The sequence below is a fragment of the Streptomyces albus subsp. albus genome, assembly GCF_000725885.1.
Lineage (GTDB): Bacteria > Actinomycetota > Actinomycetes > Streptomycetales > Streptomycetaceae > Streptomyces > Streptomyces albus.
The window spans coordinates 1-17,411 of the sequence record NZ_JODR01000028.1 but is presented as its reverse complement, the minus strand read 5'-3'; the positions used below and the strand labels follow the sequence as shown (position 1 = coordinate 17,411).

The following is a 17,411-nucleotide window of genomic DNA, read 5'->3' as shown; positions in this document are numbered from 1 at the left end:
GGGGGTGTGCCTCGGCCGGGACGGCGGCGGCAGCCGGTCCAGCGCCGCCAGCACCTCGGCGTCCTCGATGCCCTCCAGACACGGGTGCCCCGGCACCGGGCAGTGGACGGCGCGGGAACCCGCACACGGCGCGTCCCTGTCGCCGAGCAGCACGTGCGGCACCCCGAACGGCGCCCACCGCCCGGCCGGTACGACGGGCGCGAACAGACAGACCACCGGGGTGCCCACGGCAGCCGCCAGATGCGAGGGCCCGGTGTTGCCGACGACGACCGCGCGGGCCCCGGCCAGCACCCCGGCCAGCTCGTGCAGCCCGGTGCGTCCGCCCAGATCGAGGGCGTGCTCCCCGGCGACGGCCGCCGTCAGCTCCTTCTCGGACTCGCCGCCGGTGACCACCACGCGGTGCCCGGCCCCGGCCAGCGCCGCCACCGCGCGGGCCGCCCGCCGCTCGCTCCAGGCGCGGGCTGGCGCGGTCGCCCCCGGGTGGACGACCACGTACGGGTCGGTGCCGGTCAGCGGGCCGGTGTCCGGCGGCGGCTGGATCGCCAGCGTCCCCGTGTCGCCGGGCGGCAGCGCGAACCCGGCCGCCGCCGCCAGGTCCATCGCGGCGCGCGCCTCGTGCCGGCCGCGGGCGCGGCGGTGCCGAAGCTGGAGCAGTGAGCCGGGGTAGTCCTCGCTGTCGGCGGCGATCCACGGGATGCCGGCCAGCTTCAGCAGCAGCGCCGTCGGCAGCGGACTTTGGTGGTAGGAGGTGAGGATCAGTGCCCGGTCGAAGCGTTCGCGGGCCAGCCGTTCGACGAACTGCCCGGTGGTGTCCCCGTCCACCGGTGCGGGGTCGCGGCCCACCCAGGGCGCGTCGAAGGTGAGGACCTCGTCCACCCCGGGCAGCAGCCGGGCCGCGGCCTCGCCCAGTGGGCCGGCCAGCAGCGTGACCCGGCTGGATCCGGCCGCCACCATCCGTACGGCCGGCCCCGCCAGCAGGACGTCGCCGACGCTGTCGAGCCGCACCACGAGCGTGCGCGGGCCCCCCATCAGCGACCTCCCCGCTCGGTGGCGGACCCGCCCCGCCCGCCGGCGCCCACACCCCGCACCGTGGCGGCCCCACGCTGCTCCGCGGCGGTACCGGTCCGTGCGGCGGCGGCCCCGCCTTGTCCGGCGCTCCCGCCCTGCCCGGCGGCGGCAGTGTCCTGTTCCCTGCGGGCACCGCCCGGGCTGGTGGTTGCGCCCTGCCCGGTGGCGGCGGTGCTCAGCCCTGTGCCGGCTCCGCCCGGACTGGTGGTGCTCGCGTCCCGCGCTGCGGCGGCGGTGCTCGGTCCCACGCCGGCTCCGCCCGGGCCGGTGGCGCTCGCGCCCTGCACCGTGCCGGCTCCGCCCGGGCCGGTGGCGCTCGCGCCCTGCACCGTGCCGGCTCCGCCCGGGCTGGAGGCGCTCGCGTCCTGCACCGTGGCGGCTCCGCCCGGGCTGGTGGTTGCGGCCTGTCCGGTGGTGGTGCCGTTCGGCATGGTGGTGGCCCCGGTCCGATCGGTGGCGCTCAAGCCCTGCCTGGTGGCGGCGGTGTCTTGTTCCTTGTGGGCCCCGTCCGGGCTGGTGGCGGTCGAGCTCTGCCCGGTGGCTACGGTGCTCTGCTCCGTGCCGGCCCCGCCCGTGCCGGTGGCCGTCCCGGGCCGGTCTGCGGGGGCGGCGCCCCGCGATGCGGTGGGTGCGGGCCGGGCGCGTGTCGCCGGGCCGCCCAGCAGGGTGCGGACGGCGGTGGCCAGGTGGGGCGCGGTGCAGCGGGCCGCCTCGGTCTCCTCCCGCCGGGTCGCCTCGTTGGGGACGAGGAGGCTGGGGGCACCGGCCCGGTGGGCGGCCAGCAGGTCGGTGCCGATGTCGCCGACCACCACCGTCCGGGCGGGCGCGAGCCGCAGCAGCCGGCAGGCGGCGTGCACCAGGCCGGGCGCGGGTTTGCGGCAGCCGCATCCGGCCTCGGGCAGGTGCGGGCACACGGCGGTCACCTCGACCGGGCCCAGCAGTTCCTCCATCCGCGCCTGGAGCGCTTCCAGTTGCGGCAGGGTGAGGACGCCGCGGGCCAGATCGGGCTGGTTGGTGACCACGGCGGCCCGCACCCCGGCGGCCCGCAGCACTTCCAGGGCTTCCCGGGCGTGCGGCCGGGGCCGCAGCCGGGCGGGGTCGGTGTTGTGCGGGACGTCCTCGACGAGGGTGCCGTCCCGGTCGAACAGCACGGCCCGGGGTGCCCCGGCCCCGGCGGGCGTGCCGGTGGCCGCGGCCGGGGGCGGGTGGCGGGGGATGCGCAGCAGCGGCCCGGCGGTACCGTCCTGGTACCAGGTGGCGGCCGGGGCGCGCAGTACCACGCTGCCGGCTTCGGCGCCGGGGTGGTCCGGGCGCGGGGTGGTGGCGCGGATCCTCACGGCCACACCCCCGTACCGTCGTACCACCGGGCGGGTGGCGCCTGGAGCCGGGCGCGGGTCCAGTGGAAGGTGGCCAGCGGGGGGATGAGCAGACTGCTGAGGGCCATCGTGAGGCTTTCGTCGCGGGTACGGGGGCCGGGGCTCAGCCGCGCGTAGAAGAACTCGCCGGTGCCCAGCAGCCACAGGCCGCCGAGCAGCGCGGCGGCGCGCGGGCGGCCGGTGGCCAGTCCGCCCAGTGCGGCGCAGGCGGCGGCGGTGACGGCCAGGTGCCGGGGCAGCCGGCCGCGTTCGGCTCCGGCGCGGCGCCACCAGCCGGGTCCGTGGAGGCGGTTCATCAAGACGTCGTCGGCGTTGCCGCGCTGGGCGCGGACGGACACCCAGCGGTCGGCGGCGCGCACGGGGTGGACGGTCTGCCGCTCGCCCTCGGCGATCCGCCAGCCGGCGGCGTCCAGCCGCAGCGCCAGGTCGGCGTCCTCGCGGAAGGCGCGGCGGAAGCGTTCGTCGAATCCGCCGACGGCCTCCAGTGCGGTCCGCCGGTAGGCCATATCGGCGGTGATCCAGCGGGCGGTGGCCAGTCCGGCGGTGTTGCGCTCCCAGTCGGTGGGCGGCCGGTCCTGGGGGAGGGGGACGGTGATGCGCCCTTGGGTGCCGGCGGTGCGGTCCGGGGCGGCGTCGGCCGCGGCCAGGTCGGCGGCGAGCCGCCGCGTCCAGTCCGGGCCGGGGACGACGTCGTCGTCGAGGAAGGCGATCCACTCGGTGTCGGCGGCCCGCCAGCCGACGTTGCGTGCCGCGGCGGGGCCGGCGGCGGCCCCGTCGACGACGGTGACCAGATCGGCGAGGGCCTCGGGCACCTGGACGGGCAGCGGGTCGCACTGCTGCGCGGGCCGGTCGTCCACCAGGACGATGCGGCGCGGCAGCGGCGGCCCGGCCTCGGCCAGTGCCTGGAGGGTCCGGTTCAGGGACGGTCTGCCGAGGGTGGGGACGACGACGCAGTACGCCGGGCCGTCGGTGTGCTGCGGGGTGCTCACGCCGCCTCACCCCGCGGGACGCCGGCCGCGGCGGCGGGCGCGCTCTCGTCGGGGCGCCGGAAGAAGTCGGCCCGGCGCACCACGTACGGGCCGATGGCCAGCAGGTCGACGGGGGAGGAGCCGAAGCACTCCAGCGCGTCGCGCGGGTCGTCCACCATGGGCCGGCCGGCGGTGTTGAGGCTGGTGTTGACGACGACGGGCAGCCCGGTGAGCCGTTCGAAGGCGGCGAGCATCCGCGCCACCAGCGGCTCCTTCGCACTGCTGACGGTCTGGATGCGGGCGGTGCCGTCGGTGTGCACCACGGCGGGGATGCGGTCCAGCCAGGCGGGCCGCACCTGGTGCACGAACAGCATGTAGGGGCTGGGCAGCGGCCCGTCGAAGATCTCCGGCGCCCGTTCCTCCAGCACCATGGGCGCCACCGGGCGGAACTGTTCGCGGCCCTTGACGTCGTTGAGCCGCTCCAGGTTCGCGGCCCGCCCGGGGTGCGCCAGCAGGGAGCGGTGCCCGAGGGCGCGCGGCCCGTACTCGGCACGCCCCTGGAACCAGGCGACGATCGCGTCGTCCGCGAGCGCCTGCGCCACCGTCTCCGCCACGTCGTCGGGCTGCTCGAACGGCACCGCGGCGTCCGTCAGCCACCGGCGCAGCTCCTCGTCGCTCCACCGCCGGCCCAGGTCGGCGCCGGCCATCGGTTCGGTGACGTCCCCGCCGCGCGAGGCCAGCGCCAGCGCCCCGCCCAGCGCGGTGCCCGCGTCACCGGCGGCGGGCTGCACCCACACCCGGGAGAAGGGGCCCTCGGCGGCGATCCGCGCGTTGGCGACGCAGTTGAGGGCGACGCCGCCCGCCATCGTCAGCACCTTGTCGTGGGTGCGCCCGTGCAGCCAGCGGGCCATGTCCAAGAGTGTGTCCTCCAGGCACTTCTGGGCGCTGGCCGCCAGGTCGGCGTGCTCCTGCGACCAGCCGCGCCCCGGCTCGGCGGGCGGCGCGAACGACTCCCAGGGCACGTTCTTGGCGACGAACCCGCCGTCGCCCGTGGAGTGCACGTACCGGGCCAGTTCGGCGGCCATCCGGGGTTTCCCGTAGGAGGCCAGCGCCATCACCTTGTACTCGTCGGAGGAGCGCAGGAACCCCAGGTGGGCGGTCAGTTCCTCGTAGACGAGCCCGAGCGAGTGCGGCAGCTGCTGGCTCGCCAGCGGCTCCACCACACCGCCGCGGCGGCGGCCCGCCAGGTGCGAGGTGGACTCGCCGCGTCCGTCCACCACCAGCACCGAGGAGTGCTCGGCGCCGGGCGCGGCGAAGGCGCTGGAGGCCGCGTGCGCCAGGTGGTGCGCCACGAAGTGCACCTTCTCCCGCTCCAGGCCCGGCAGCGCGTCGCACAGGAAGGACGGCGCCTCCCGTGCGTAGGTGAGCCGCAGCGGGTCCCACGGGTCGTCCAGGCCCATGTCGACGGCGGGTTTGGCCAGGTCGGGGTCGAAGGAGTAGGCCACCGCGTCGATGTCCTGGGGGCGCAGGCCCGCCTCGGACAGACACCACGCGGCGGCCTTGACGGGCAGTTCCCAGGCGGCGAACGGCACCGGCCGCTTGCCGTGCTTGCGGCGGGAGAACCGCTCCTCCTCGGCGGCGGCCACCGTGTGCCCGTCGACGACGAGGGCGGCGGCCGGATCGTGGAAGAGGGCGTTGATACCGAGAACACGCATGTTCTGCCTTGCCTTTCGCCGAGGGAGCCGACGGGCCTTGCGTCGCCGAAGGAGCCGACGGCGGAGTCGTTGCGGAGATCAGCCGGCGGCCTGCCCGCGGAACCAGGCGATGGTGCGCTCCAGCCCCTCCCAGGCCGGCACGGTCGGCTCCCACTGGAGCTTGCCGCGGGCCAGGGTGATGTCGGGGCAGCGCACCGCCGGGTCGTCGCTGGGCCGTTCGATGAACCGCAGGCCGGAGGAGGAACCGGTCAGCTCGATGACCAGTTCGGCCAGGTGCTGCATGGTGATCTCGTCCGGGTTGCCGATGTTGACCGGTCCCAGCAGCTCGGAGCCCGCCATGGCCAGGACGCCGCGCACGGTGTCGTCGACGTACGCCAGGGAACGGGTCTGGCGGCCGTCACCGGTCACCGTCAGCTCCTCCCCGGCCAGCGCCTGCCGCACGAAGGTGGGGACCGCCCGGCCGTCGTACCCGCGCATCCGCGGCCCGTAGGTGTTGAAGAGCCGGACGATGCCCACGTTGGCGCCCCGGCTGCGGGCCTCCGCCGCCGTGAGCGCCTCGCCGAACCGTTTGGCCTCGTCGTACACGCTGCGCGGCCCGACCGGGTTCACATGCCCCCAGTACCGCTCGCTCTGCGGATGCTCCTGGGGGTCGCCGTACGCCTCGGAGGTGGAGGCGTGCACGAACCGGGCCCCGTACCGGCGGGCCAGCGCCAGCGCGTTGCGGGTGCCCGCACTGCCCGTCTCCAGCGTGTGCAGGGGCATGCGCAGATAGTCCGCGGGAGAGGCGGGAGAGGCGAAATTCAGCACGAGATCGGGAGGAGCGGAAGCGCCCGAGGCGCCGGCCTCGACATCGAACGGATGACAGATGTCGGCTTCTATGAGCGTGAATCCCGGGCGGTCCGCCAGATGCGCCACGTTTTCCCGCCGCCCGGTGCAGAAGTCGTCCACACAGGTGACTTCACTGCCCGATTCCAGCAGCGCCGTGCACAAATGCGAGCCCAGGAATCCCGCCCCGCCCGTGACGACGGCGTGCCGGAACCGGGGAACGGAATGAGGAGTCGAAACCATGGACACTCCTACGCATCTCGCGGAGTTCTCACGAGGCAGCCATGTGCTCGCCCTCACCAGCCTGAGGTGCCCCCCACCGCGTCGCAACCGAGGAGCTTCCGAGCGCTGCTCACCGTGGCGCTACGCACCGTGCGCGACCGCTCTACGGTGCGGTCAGTCATGAACCCACCGTGACCGTCTCCCTTTTCCCGTACGCCCCTGTGAGCAAGGCAACCCGGCACCCTTTTCCCCTGGTAGGAGGGGGTGCAGGCAGGTATCCGGAGCCTGGTCGGCGGGAGTCGTCACCGAGTCGGCGAAAACCGTCTGTGAATATGGCTGAGGACGTCGGAAGGAATCGCTTCCGGACCGCTTCCGGAGTACTTCCGGACTGCTTCCGGACTGCTTCCGGCAGTTCGACGTCCTTCCCGCATCCCCTTCCTTCCCACCCCCTGTCTTCCTGCTGTCTTCCTGCGCGAATTCCCTCATGCCTCATCACCCGACTGCCGAGGGCCCGATACCGGCCGCACCGGATGTGACCGGTACGGCCGACGGCAGCCCGGCCGGGGAAGACCCGGCCCCCGCATCCCCGTACAAGGCCGGTCCCGAAACGCCCGGCACCCCTGGTGCCGCAGGTGCGCCCGGCGCTGCTCCCGCTGTTCCCGGACAGCGGAAGATCTCCCGCGTCCGGAAACTGCGTGACCGCCTCCCCGTGCCGTCCGCCGCCGGACGCGACCGAGTGGCACAGGCGCCCCCGGAATCCGTGAAGACCGCCGATTCGGCGAAGCCCGCCGACGCGGGTGAGTCCGCCGACGCGGGTGATTCCGCCGGCTCGGCGAGTGCCGCCGGGCCGGCGAGAACCGCGGAGTACGGCGGGTCCGCTGATTCCCCTGGCTCCTCCGGGGCCACGGAGTCCTCCGAGCCCGCGAAGAAGCCCGCGGACAAGCCCGGGAAGGGCTCGCGGTCCGAGCGGAGTCCCTGGCGTTCGCTGCGCTACCCCAGCATGCGCTGGTGGTCGGCGGCGAACCTCGTCTCCAACGTCGGCACCTGGATGCAGCTGACGGTGCAGAACCTGCTCGTCCTCCAGATCACCGGCTCCGCCGCCACCACCGGTCTGTCCCTGGCCGTGCAGGCCGCACCCGGCCTGCTGCTGAGCCTGGTCGGCGGCAGCCTCGTCGACTCCTGGCCGCGCAAGCTGACCGCCTCGGTCAGCCAGGCCCTGCTGGGCCTGGTGGCCTTCGCCACCGCCGCCTTCGTGGCGTTCGGCGTGCTGACGGTGCCGCTGCTGATGGTGCTCGCCGCCGTCACCGGCTCCATCGCCACCGTGGACAACCCCGCCTGTTCGCTGCTCGGCAACGACCTGGTCAAACGGAAGGACGTGCCCTCGGCCATCGCCCTGGGCTCCGTCGTGCACAGCGCCGGGCGGCTGATCGGTACGGCCGCGGCGGGTGCGGCCGTCGCCTGGTTCGGCATGGCGTCCGCGTACGTCGTCAACGGACTGTCGTTCCTCGCGGTGGCCACCGTCATCCCGTTCCTGAAGCTCGCCCCCGAGGAGGAGCGCGAGCCGCAGACCGCGCACGAGCGGCCGGCCCCCGCCCCCGCGGCGGGACGCACGGGACGGCCCCGGCGGCGCCCGGCGACGGGCGGCGGGACGCGCGAGGGCCTCGTGTACTTCGCGCGCAACCCCCGGCTGGTCGCCCTGGCCGCCATCACCGGTATCTCCGCCATCTTCGGCCGCAACTACCAGCTGACCCTCGCCGTCCTGGTCACCGGCCCGCTGGCGGCCGGCGCCGGCGCCTTCAGCACCGTCTCGACCGTGCTGGCGGTCGGCGGTATGGCCGGCGCCGTGCTCGCCGGCTGCCTGCGCAAACCGTCGGTGCGGCACGTGGCCGTGCTCGCCGCGGCCGGTGCCCTGCTCCAGACCGTCGCGGGGCTGTCCCCGTCGCTGGTCCTGCTGCTGGTGCTGGTGGCGCCGATGGCCGTGGTCGAGTCCGTCTCCGACACGGCCGGCACCACCGTGCTCCAGACCGAGCCGCCCAGCCATATGCGGGGCCGCGTGCTGGGGGTGTGGCGCAGCGCCAGCACCGGGTGGGGCCTGGTCGGTCCGCCGCTGCTGGGTGCGCTCATGGAGTTCGCCGGGGCGCGGGGCGGGCTGATCGTCGGCGGCCTGGCCATCGTCGCCGTCACCGGCGCGGCCCAGCTGTTGCAGCGGCGCCCGGTGCGGCTGCCGCAGCCCGCCTTCCGCCGGACCTCCGCCGAGCCCGCCACCACGGGTGCGGGCGCCGTACCGGAGACGGAACCGGCGGCGGCCTGACGGCCTCCGCCGGCTGTGTCCGGTGACCGGTCACCGGCGTCCCCGCGGCGCCGGTGGCTGGTGTTGCGGGGCGCATCCGGTGCTCCCACCATGGGGGAGCAGGAAGGGCATAAGGGACATTCGGGCGTCCTTGTGTGCCACCCGGGTACCACCCGCACCACCCGACGGAGGACGCGATGAGCGACGTGAACCCCATCGAGGTCCAGCAGGCCCTCAAGGGAGCCTCCTACCCCACGGACCGCAAGACCTTGACCGACCTCGCCAGGAAGAACAAGGCGAGCGACAAGGTCGTCGACAAGATCTCCCACATGAAGAGCGACCGGATCGACGGTCCCGATCAGGTCGAGAAGGAGATGTTCCGGGGCTGACACTCAGGGCTGCCGTTCCCGGGCGGCGTTCCTGACCGATCCCGGGGCCGGGCCCCGGCGGGTGCCACGGCCCGCCGGCCCGGGTCCGCGACGACCGGCGCCGCCGGCCCCGCGGACCCGGGCTTCCCCTCTCCCCCATCCCTTCTTCTCCCTCTCCGCACTCCCCGCCGGACCCGGCCGCCCGCAGCCGAGGAGACGAGGCGCGACATGGTTCCCCCCACCACCCCCGACGGCGACGGACAGCGCGCGCCCGGCGCCCACGGCGACGCGGCCGGCCCGTGGGGAGTGGCCGACGCGCCCGGCACCCGCTGCGGCGGCGCGGCATACGACGGCACACCCGGCCCCCACGACGCCACGGGGGAGAGCCCCGCACCGGCCGGCCCCCCGAGCGGCGACGCCCCTGACGCCCCCCACGGCGGCGCATCCCGCGGCAGCGGCCGAGGGGTGCGGGACAAGGCCCCGCCGGTGCCCGCCGGCCAGACCGGGCGGCGCCCGTCCGGCGGGAGTCTCCGCGAGCAGCTCGGGGTCGTCATCGCCACCCGCGACAGACAGCGCACCCTCGCCGCGACGCTGGAGCGGCTGCTGGCCCTGCCGGAGGAGCCCCGCGTCCTGGTGGTGGACAACGCCTCCCGGGACGGTACGGCCGCCATGGTGACCCGTTCCTTCCCCGGTGTGCAGCTCCTGCGGCTGCCGGTCAACCGGGGCGCGCTGGCCCGCAACGAGGGCGTCAAAGCCCTGCGCACCCCGTATGTGGCCTTCAGCGACGACGACTCCTGGTGGGAGCCCGGCGCGCTGCGCACGGCGGTGGACATCCTCGCGGCCCGGCCCGCCACGGGCCTGCTGGCGGCGGGCATCACCGTCGGGGACGAGGGGCGTCCGGATCCGCTCAACTCCGTACTGGCCGCCTCCCCGCTGGGCGACGGGTCCGCCCCCGGCAGCCGCAGGGTGCTCGGTTTCCTCGGCTGTGCCGCCGTCGTCCGCCGGCATGCCTACCTGGACGTGGGCGGCTACCACCCGCTGCTGTTCTTCGGCGCCGAGGAGACCCTGCTCGCCTACGACCTGGCCGCCGCGGGCTGGGAGGTCATCCACTGCCCGCAGGTCGTCGCCCGGCACTCCCCGGCCGACGCGCCGCGCCCCGGCCGGCAGGCCCTCGTCCGCCGCAACGAACTGCTGATCGCCTGGCTGCGCCGCCCCCTCCCCGTCGCCCTGCGCCGGACGGCGGCCCTGTGCGGGGACGCGCTGCACGACCCTGGGGCCCGCCGTGCCGCCCGGGAGCTGCTGCCCCGTCTCCCCGCGGCCCTCCGCCACCGCCGTCCCCTCCCGCCCCCGGTCGAGCGGGCCGCCCGTCTGGTGGAGGGGGCACCGGCATGACCGCCACCCCCGCGGGTGCCCCGCAGGGTCCGGACGGCCGCGTGACCGTCGTCGTCATCACCCGGGACCGCAAGGACGAACTGCTGCACACCCTGGGCCTGCTGGCCCGGCTGCCCGAGCGGCCCCGCGTCATCGTCGTGGACAACGCGTCCCGCGACGGCTCCCCGGCCGCCGTCCGCGCCGCGCACCCCGGGGTGACGCTGCTGGAACCGGGCCGCAACACCGGTGCCGTCGGCCGCAATCTGGCCGTCCGCCACGTCACCACGCCCTATGTGGCCTTCTGCGACGACGACTCCTGGTGGGCGCCCGGCTCGCTGCGGGCCGCCGCCGACCGCCTGGACGCGCACCCGTTGCTGGCCGGTGTGGTCGCCCGCATCGTCGTGGAGCCGGACGGCACCGAGGACCCCGTCGTGGAAGAGCTGCGCATCTCCCCGGTGCCGGGCCCCGCCTGGCTGCCCGGCCCCGCGCTGGGCTCCTTCCTGGCGGCGGCCACCTGTCTGCGGGTGTCCGCCTTCCGTACGGCCGGCGGCTTCCACCCCCGGCTGTGGCTGGGCGGCGAGGAGGAACTGCTGGCCACCGATCTTGCGGTGCGCGGCTGGTGGCTGAGCTTCGCGGAAGAGCTCACCGTCCACCACGCACCCTCGCGGGCCCGGGACGCGACCGGCCGGCGCGTGGACGGGCTGCGCAACACCCTCTGGTACACGTGGCTGCGCCGGCCGCTGCCCGCCGCGCTGAGCCGCACCTGGTACCTGGCCCGTTCGGTGCCCCGCGATGCCGCCAGCGTCCGTGCGTTCGCCCGCGCCGCGGCGGGCCTGCCCTGGGTGCTGTCCGAACGCCGCCCCGTGCCCGCCCCGGTCGAGCGCCGTCTGACCCTGCTGGAAGAGGCCCAACGGGCATCGACGGCACGCCAGTACGTGGGCTGACCCCCGGTGGGGCCGCGGGGGTCCCGTTCTTCGTGCCGCATCGGGTGTGATGACGGGAGTGCCCGGCAGGTCCGTGGATGACAGGTGAAATGCCGCTTGTCGGTAAAGAAATCGTTATCTCTTCACGTCCGTGCAACCTTCCGGACCTCCCGAGAATCTTCACAGCCGAGTCAACAGACTCCTTCGACACTTGGGCCCCAGCGAGCAGCCGGCTCGCCGGGCCCCTTCTCCCAATGGGGAACACATGCGTATGCGTGCCACTGCCGCCGCCGTGAGCGGCGCCCTGGCCCTGACCGCTTTGGCGATACCGGCCGCGCAGGCCGCCACCGCCGCTTCGAAGGGCGACACCGTCTCGTCCGTCCGGGCCGCCCACGAGGCGGACCTGCGCAAGGCCACCTCGGCGCACCGTGACGCCGCCGGGTTCGGCGCCCGTGCGGTGCCGGACGACGGCATCGGCGACACGAAGGTCTCCTCCGTCGTCGTCAACGGCGGCAAGAATGTCGCGCTGGGCACCACGAAGGCCAAGACCGTCAAGGTGAGCTTCACCGTCACCGACGACTCCGGCATCGAGTTCGCCGACGCCATCCTGTGGCAGGGCGACACGTTCGAGGACATGAAGGCGGGCCTCCTGCCGAACGAGGACGAGGCCGTCTGCACGGCCACGTCGGCCACCAGCGCCGACTGCAAACTGACGTACACGATCGACCCGAAGATCGACCTGTACAACAACATGGCGGGCACCTGGAAGGTGAGCGTCATCGCGGCCGGCCAGGACGGCGACTTCACCGACAAGGACAACGCCAAGTCCTTCAAGCTGCAGCGCTACTCGAAGCTGACGGCCAACGCCGCGCCGGAGCCGATCAAGAAGGGCAAGACCCTCACCATCACCGGCAAGCTGACCCGTGCCAACTGGGACACCGGCAAGTACGCGGGCTACACCAAGCAGAAGGTGACGCTCCAGACCCGCCCGGCGAGCGGCGGCTCCTACACCTCGTCCAAGACGTACACGTCGGGCAGCGGTTCGTCCGCCGGTGTCGTCAAGACGACCCGCACCGCCAGCAAGGACACCTGCTACCGCTACACCTTCGCGGGCACCTCCACCACGCCGTCGGTCACCTCGTCCGGCGACTGCGTGGACGTCCGCTGACGGCCGGCGCCCCACCGCACCACCTGTGGCGGGGCCGTACCCAACGGCCCCGCCACACCGGCCCGGTGCCCCTGATCGACGGGCACCGGGCCCTCGCCGCCCGGCGTCGGCAACGGGCCGGCCGCACATGCGGCCGGGCCCTGTCGGCGCCGGGCGCGCCTGTGCCCGGGGCCGGCAACCTCCAGGACGCCATTCACTCTTACGAATGATTGGGCGGGTGGGCCGGGCGCACTACCTTGGCTGTGTCGGGACGCTTCTCCGCCCCCCATGACCTGGGAATCCAGGCTGTGCTGCCGTCTGCGGACGGACACCGGGGGGCGCTCGCCGTCCCGATACGACAGGACCGGCTCACCGACAGATCCGGCGACCACATGTCCGGCCGCCGATGAGGACGGCCGCCATCGGCGGTGGTCCGAAGAGCGCGCTTTCCGGGTAGACGCACCGACCCGACCACTGCAGGGCAGCCCCACCGGCGGGAAGACCAGCACGCCCCTCTGGCGCGAAGTCTGGGCCCGAACCGCACATGTGAAGCCTCCGTCCGAACCGCATACGCGAAGCCTCCGTCCGAACCGCATACGCGAAGCCTCCGTCCGAACCGCACGCCGGCGAAGAACCGGTGCTTCCCGTTGCGTGACTCAGCGGCGCCGCAGTCCAGAGCCAAGCAGCCAATTGGCCAAGCAGCGGGGCGCCGGCGGCAGACGGGGGGGGCCATGGGGGGGCGTACCGCACGGGCTGTCCGCCGTCCGACACGCACCGATCGCGCGGGAGGCACCATGAACGCGGAAGCCGTGAACGCCGGCTGGGAGGACATCCTGGTCAGGGACAACTTCCAGGACCGGGGACAGACACCCACGTCCCAGCCCATCTGGCGGTCCCCCGACATCATCCCCTTCGGCAGCGACATCCTCGACTTCGACCTGCTGGAGTCCAGTTACGACGGCCCCGACCTCGGACTGCGGCACCCCGTCGTCCAAGGAGAGCTCAACCGCATCTACGTCCGGGGCCGGAACCTGAAGAGCGGCTGTCCGACCTCCGGCGACGTCAGGCTCTACTACGCCCGCGGAGGACTGTTCCTGGACCCGCGGGAATGGCACCGGATCACCGCGTCGGGCGGCGCCACGACCGTGCCGTTCACCGTCCGCGGCGGCGGCAGGGAGATCCCTCCCGGGCAGATCTGCGTCAGCAGGTACGCCTTCGTCTGGCCGGAGACACCCCCGGGGCACTACTGCATGATCACCACCGTGGACACGCCCGCCCACCCCATGCCCCCGCAGCTGCCCACGTTCAACTCGAACGCCGACTACGTCAACTGGGTCCGGTACAACCCCAACGTCGGCTGGCGCAACATCGACGTCATCCCGTGCGAGCGGAAGACGTACCTCCTCGACGATCTGGCCCTCTGCAACCTGGACAAGACCTGGACGAAGTACACCTTCGGTATCTCCGGCACCAATCTGCCCGCCGGTGTCGCGATCGTCTCCAGCACCGACCAGCAGTTCCCGTTCAGTCTGCCGCCGGTGCAGATCTATCCGCCGGGCGACGAGGTGTACACGCGCTCCCCCCCAACTGCCGCCCGGCTACTGCGGCACCGTCACGGTGGTGGTCCAGTTCGACCAGCCCCTGCCCTGTGACGCCGAGATCGTGCTGCGTGCCTACAACCCGGTCGACTCCCTCACCGGAGCACTCAAAGAAGGAGTCGCCGTCCCGCTCACCGGCGTGCCCGGGACCACCGAGGTCGGCCGGTTCATCCTGCTCGGCGAATACACCTTCGCCACTCCACCGAGCGACCAGTGAGGGAGGGCACCGGCCGGGCCCCGGCGGAGGGGCCCGGCCGGTGCCCAGGGGCGTCCCTGAAGAGCCCCGCGACGGCGACTGCGGCTACCGTTGCCCGAAAGCCGGTTCGGGTGGAGGCGGGGCAGCGATGAGGGTCGTGTTCGTGCACGGGGCGTGCGTCAGGGACGGGTCGTGGTGGTGGCACCGCACCGCCGCGCTGCTGCGCGAGCGGGGGGTGCCGAGCGTGGCCCCGGCGCTGCCGAGCTGCGGTGAGACGGGCCTGCCCGCGGGCACCGGCGGCCCGGGTCTGCCCGAGGACGTCGCGGCGGTGCGGCAGGTGCTGCTGGACAGCGACGAGCCGACCGTGGTGGTCGCCCACAGCTACGGCGGCATCGTCACCGCGGAGGCCGCCGCGGGCGTCGGCTCGGTACGCCACCTGGTGCTGGTCTCCAGCTATCTGCCCGAGGCCGGGCAGAGCCTGTCGGACTTCGGTGACGGCGGCCCCGCCCCGTTCCTCGACGCCGACCCCGAGACCGGCACCTTCGGGGTGCGCCCCGAACTGCTGGTGGAGACCTTCTTGCACGACTGCGACGCCGAGGCCCAGGCACAGGCGGCGGACCATCTCGCGCGGCAGAGCGTACGGGTGACCGGGCAACCGGTCGGGGCGAGCGCATGGCAGCAGGTGCCCACGACGTACCTCGTCTGCACCCAGGACCGGGGCACGCCACCACACCTGCAACGAGAGTTCGCCCGCCGGGCCGGCAACACCATCGAACTCGCCGCCGGCCACCACCCGTTCCTGTCCCACCCCGCCACAGTCCGAGATGTACTGCTGAACCTGTGACCGCGGTGGCGGAGGGGGCCGGACCGTCGAGAGACGGCTGACGAGCTGACCGCCGCCGCTGTGCACCGGCTCGAACCCGGCTTGGGAGAAACCGCACCCCTCGGATGTTCCAACGGGGAGGACAGACGGCCGGGCTGGAGGTCCGACGTCGGGGGCCGGCGGGCTGGATGCTCTGAACTGCCGGAACGCGGCCCGGCCGACGGCGGGCCGGTGGCGCCCCCGGCAGGAGCCACAAAACATGGCTGGTCTTTCGCAGGGCGGTGACCTGCGTATTCGCGCAGTAGTGGCGGTGGAGGGGCGGACGCGGCTGGTGGCGCTCGCCTGAGGGCAAACAAGTGGTCGAACTATCGCAGCGCCCGAGGCGGCTCCGCGCAAGCGCGAACCCCCGGAAGGGCGCCGCGCATATGGGCAATTGACTACAGGCCCGGAGCCCTTGTCCTAATCGAAGAGGCATACTGGTTCGCCGTCCGTGAGCGGGCAGAGTCGGCCTCTATCCCCCGGTTTCTTCCTCAACTAGTGCGACATGATCCTCCAAGACTCTCACGATGCTGGTCAGGTCTCCGGTTGATGGAACGATGCGCACATCGTCTACTCCATTTTCCAAGGCGAGCTCGGTGACGACCTCGATAGGCGCGGAGCTGGGCACGTAGGAATCACGAAGCCACTTCGCAGATGCCGCTCCTAGTAGCGGCGTTGCGAGTTCGAGTACCACTGAGCCGGTATTCGGGTACGGTGTGCTGACGATGCCCTCGAGCCACTCCTCGGGCATGATTTCCAGTTCGAAGCTGAGAGATTGAGAGCCCCAGGGGGCCCTCATCCCATGAGGTGGAAGAGTCCGGGAAATCATTGTTCAGAGTCTCGGCGAAGTCGGCGAGTTTCAACCCCCAACAGGCGGCATCGTCCTTCGGTGGAGTGAAAATGAATGTGTATCGCAGCGGATCATTACTCACTGTCGTTCCTCACGGTACGTATCGAGCGTCGCCTTTTACGCCAGTCATGCCCATTAGGCTTTGCCAGTAGGCTGCCGACCCTTTGGAGTTGGTCACAATTTCGAGTCCCCGTATCTCCTTGTTTCGCGGGTCTTCCACAGCTGCCTGGTGCCTCCGAAGGCTCTTTTCATCCTTTGGGTACATGGAATCTAGGTGCGGATCCCACTTCATGTTACCTTTGGCATCGATTTTCGGCGGTCTGGCTAGGGTTTTGTTAACCGCATCCAGACTTCGAGAGGTGTTGCATTTGTCGGGATTGTGTACATGTTTTGCCTCTACCGCGTAGCCGGCCGATGGACGCAGGCCATCTACCAGCAACCCCTTCTTGCTGATGCCAGGGGCGTGTTCAGGAAGAGGAACCTTCCGCTCCGGGTAACCGGATATGCGCAACTGGTAAGCATTGTCTGGATTTGAAGGGTCACCTCCTCCGGTGAATCCTTCAGCCGGGAGAGAGTTCATCCACGTCCGGAATCTCTTCTTCTCTGTCGGGCTCAACATGCGGTGCCCAGAATTGGGGTCCGGCGGAATCGGATCGCGGGCAGGGGTATTCAAATCCACATCGTTGAAGCTCGCCAATTGCATTGCGGGGACGCGGATATGCGGAAACGGTAGAGGGATGAACACCCAGCGGCATGCGGCCACCTCGTCCCGCTGGAGCGTCAGCCCGGCAGCCTCTGCGGTGGTGACGGGGAGGGTGGAGAACAAGAAGACGACCCGTGCCCGCCGGTCGGGAGCGCGGGGCAGCACCCACTCGACGGCGAGCAGCGTGTCTGCCTGCCGGTCCAGGCCCAGTTCCTCGGCCAGCTCCCGCCGCAGCGCCTCGCGGGGTGTCTCGCCGGGTTCAACGAGCCCGCCGGGCAGGCGCCACGGCGCTCCCCCGGTTCCGGGCGGCTGCACGATCAGGACCTGTCGGGACTGGTTGGTCACCAGCGCGTAGGCGGCGGCCGGGAAACCCGGCGGTGAGCGGTGGGCCATGGGGCTCTTCATCCGGACGTCAGCGGAAGACCAGCTCTTGGTGGCCGCAGGCGGCGCAGCCGTACTCGATGACCGAGCCGGCGTCGATGCGGTGCATGGGCTGACGGCAGTGGATCATGGTGGTCCCTCGGCTGGGGGTTTCGGGTTGGTGCGGGCTCGGCCCGTTACGTGTTGGCCCAGCAGTCGCTGCGGAGTGCGGCGTGGGCGAGGAGGACGGCGGCGCGCATCTGTACCACCGGGTCGGTGGTCTCGTCCGGTTCGACGGTGAACGGGCCTGCGGCGTCGTCGTGGTTGCGGGCGGCGCGGCGCAGGCGGGTGGCGAGGGTGAAGGCCGGCCCGGACGCCGCCCGGGGAAGGACACGGTTCTGTGCGTCCCGGGCGAGGCATGCGAGGGCGTCGGCGCGGTCCTGCGCGCTGCTGGCCCGCCAGTTGCTCGTCAGGAACGAGGACTGCGCCGCGTCGTGGTGCCCGACGATGTGCAGCTTCCACCGGACGTGACGGACGAGGGTGAGGCTGCGGGCCGTGCGCTCAGCCAT

At 72.8% G+C, this 17,411-nt stretch carries 15 protein-coding genes and 1 pseudogene; 8 read left to right on the top strand and 8 right to left on the bottom strand.

Translation table 11 applies throughout. The features are described 5' to 3' along the window. Positions 1–30: 30 nt before the first annotated feature. From IO40_RS0127450 to IO40_RS0127430, 5 genes and pseudogenes are all read right to left on the bottom strand, one after another. A pseudogene (locus tag IO40_RS0127450) lies at positions 31–1,029 on the bottom strand (glycosyltransferase family 9 protein); the annotation flags it as partial. Then, entirely contained in the window at positions 1,029–2,411 is a 1,383-nt protein-coding gene (locus IO40_RS39095) for an HAD-IIIA family hydrolase (RefSeq protein ID WP_063835210.1), read from the bottom strand. The pseudogene IO40_RS0127450 and the gene IO40_RS39095, both read right to left, overlap by 1 nt. Then, a complete protein-coding gene (locus IO40_RS0127440) occupies positions 2,402–3,433 on the bottom strand; it encodes a glycosyltransferase family 2 protein (RefSeq protein ID WP_031176318.1) in 1,032 nt (343 codons plus the stop codon). The genes IO40_RS39095 and IO40_RS0127440 overlap by 10 nt, the downstream gene beginning before the upstream one ends. Then, a complete protein-coding gene (locus tag IO40_RS0127435; RefSeq protein ID WP_031176317.1) occupies positions 3,430–5,127 on the bottom strand; it encodes a carbamoyltransferase family protein in 1,698 nt (565 codons plus the stop codon). The genes IO40_RS0127440 and IO40_RS0127435 overlap by 4 nt, the downstream gene beginning before the upstream one ends. Positions 5,128–5,205: 78 nt before the next feature. After that, on the bottom strand, positions 5,206–6,195 hold the full coding sequence (locus IO40_RS0127430) for an NAD-dependent epimerase/dehydratase family protein (RefSeq protein ID WP_031176316.1): 990 nt from the start codon (positions 6,193–6,195) through the stop codon (positions 5,206–5,208). A gap of 979 nt (positions 6,196–7,174) precedes the next feature. Here IO40_RS0127430 and IO40_RS0127425 point away from each other — a divergent pair. The 8 genes from IO40_RS0127425 (at position 7,175) to IO40_RS0127390 (ending at position 14,911) form a co-directional block, all read left to right on the top strand. Continuing rightward, positions 7,175–8,485, top strand: coding sequence for an MFS transporter (locus tag IO40_RS0127425; RefSeq protein WP_234336596.1), 1,311 nt, complete (start codon positions 7,175–7,177; stop codon positions 8,483–8,485). Between the two features lie 176 nt (positions 8,486–8,661). After that, positions 8,662–8,853: a DUF2795 domain-containing protein gene (locus IO40_RS0127420; protein ID WP_016469042.1), complete on the top strand. Its 192-nt coding sequence runs from the start codon at positions 8,662–8,664 to the stop codon at positions 8,851–8,853. Between the two features lie 465 nt (positions 8,854–9,318). Then, complete coding sequence (locus IO40_RS34140) at positions 9,319–10,224, top strand: glycosyltransferase family 2 protein (protein ID WP_033229909.1); 906 nt, start codon at positions 9,319–9,321, stop codon at positions 10,222–10,224. Beyond that, a complete protein-coding gene (locus IO40_RS0127410; protein ID WP_016469040.1) occupies positions 10,221–11,147 on the top strand; it encodes a glycosyltransferase family 2 protein in 927 nt (308 codons plus the stop codon). Before IO40_RS34140 ends, IO40_RS0127410 begins: the two co-directional genes overlap by 4 nt. A gap of 244 nt (positions 11,148–11,391) precedes the next feature. Continuing rightward, complete coding sequence (locus IO40_RS0127405) at positions 11,392–12,294, top strand: DUF5707 domain-containing protein (RefSeq protein WP_031176314.1); 903 nt, start codon at positions 11,392–11,394, stop codon at positions 12,292–12,294. Positions 12,295–13,067: 773 nt separating this feature from the next. Further along, positions 13,068–13,925, top strand: coding sequence for a hypothetical protein (locus IO40_RS0127400; RefSeq protein WP_031176313.1), 858 nt, complete (start codon positions 13,068–13,070; stop codon positions 13,923–13,925). After that, the gene (locus IO40_RS0127395) at positions 13,894–14,088 is read left to right on the top strand and encodes a hypothetical protein (protein ID WP_030407616.1); all 195 of its coding nucleotides are present in this window, start codon (positions 13,894–13,896) and stop codon (positions 14,086–14,088) included. The genes IO40_RS0127400 and IO40_RS0127395 overlap by 32 nt, the downstream gene beginning before the upstream one ends. 127 nt (positions 14,089–14,215) lie before the next feature. Next, positions 14,216–14,911 (top strand): alpha/beta fold hydrolase, encoded by a 696-nt coding sequence (locus IO40_RS0127390; protein ID WP_030407615.1) that lies wholly within the window; start codon positions 14,216–14,218, stop codon positions 14,909–14,911. Positions 14,912–15,401: 490 nt separating this feature from the next. Here IO40_RS0127390 and IO40_RS37785 read toward each other — a convergent pair whose 3' ends face one another. The 3 genes from IO40_RS37785 to IO40_RS0127380 form a co-directional block, all read right to left on the bottom strand. Continuing rightward, complete coding sequence (locus IO40_RS37785; RefSeq protein WP_135567107.1) at positions 15,402–15,758, bottom strand: hypothetical protein; 357 nt, start codon at positions 15,756–15,758, stop codon at positions 15,402–15,404. 112 nt (positions 15,759–15,870) lie between these two features. Further along, positions 15,871–16,875 (bottom strand): restriction endonuclease fold toxin-2 domain-containing protein, encoded by a 1,005-nt coding sequence (locus IO40_RS39510; RefSeq protein ID WP_158706068.1) that lies wholly within the window; start codon positions 16,873–16,875, stop codon positions 15,871–15,873. Between the two features lie 164 nt (positions 16,876–17,039). Next, positions 17,040–17,411, bottom strand: a 372-nt coding sequence (locus IO40_RS0127380) for a hypothetical protein (RefSeq protein WP_031176312.1), incomplete at its 5' end; no start/stop codon positions are given.

Bases quoted from the DNA above. Each gene is read 5' to 3' on its own strand.
- IO40_RS0127390 (WP_030407615.1), top strand. From the start codon at position 14,216: ATGAGGGTCGTGTTCGTGCACGGGGCGTGCGTCAGGGACGGGTCGTGG.
- IO40_RS0127400 (WP_031176313.1), top strand. From the start codon at position 13,068: ATGAACGCGGAAGCCGTGAACGCCGGCTGGGAGGACATCCTGGTCAGG.
- IO40_RS0127425 (WP_234336596.1), top strand. From the start codon at position 7,175: ATGCGCTGGTGGTCGGCGGCGAACCTCGTCTCCAACGTCGGCACCTGG.
- IO40_RS0127420 (WP_016469042.1), top strand. From the start codon at position 8,662: ATGAGCGACGTGAACCCCATCGAGGTCCAGCAGGCCCTCAAGGGAGCC.
- IO40_RS37785 (WP_135567107.1), bottom strand. From the start codon at position 15,758: ATGATTTCCCGGACTCTTCCACCTCATGGGATGAGGGCCCCCTGGGGC.
- IO40_RS0127405 (WP_031176314.1), top strand. From the start codon at position 11,392: ATGCGTATGCGTGCCACTGCCGCCGCCGTGAGCGGCGCCCTGGCCCTG.
- IO40_RS0127430 (WP_031176316.1), bottom strand. From the start codon at position 6,195: ATGGTTTCGACTCCTCATTCCGTTCCCCGGTTCCGGCACGCCGTCGTC.
- IO40_RS0127435 (WP_031176317.1), bottom strand. From the start codon at position 5,127: ATGCGTGTTCTCGGTATCAACGCCCTCTTCCACGATCCGGCCGCCGCC.
- IO40_RS39510 (WP_158706068.1), bottom strand. From the start codon at position 16,875: ATGGCCCACCGCTCACCGCCGGGTTTCCCGGCCGCCGCCTACGCGCTG.
- IO40_RS0127410 (WP_016469040.1), top strand. From the start codon at position 10,221: ATGACCGCCACCCCCGCGGGTGCCCCGCAGGGTCCGGACGGCCGCGTG.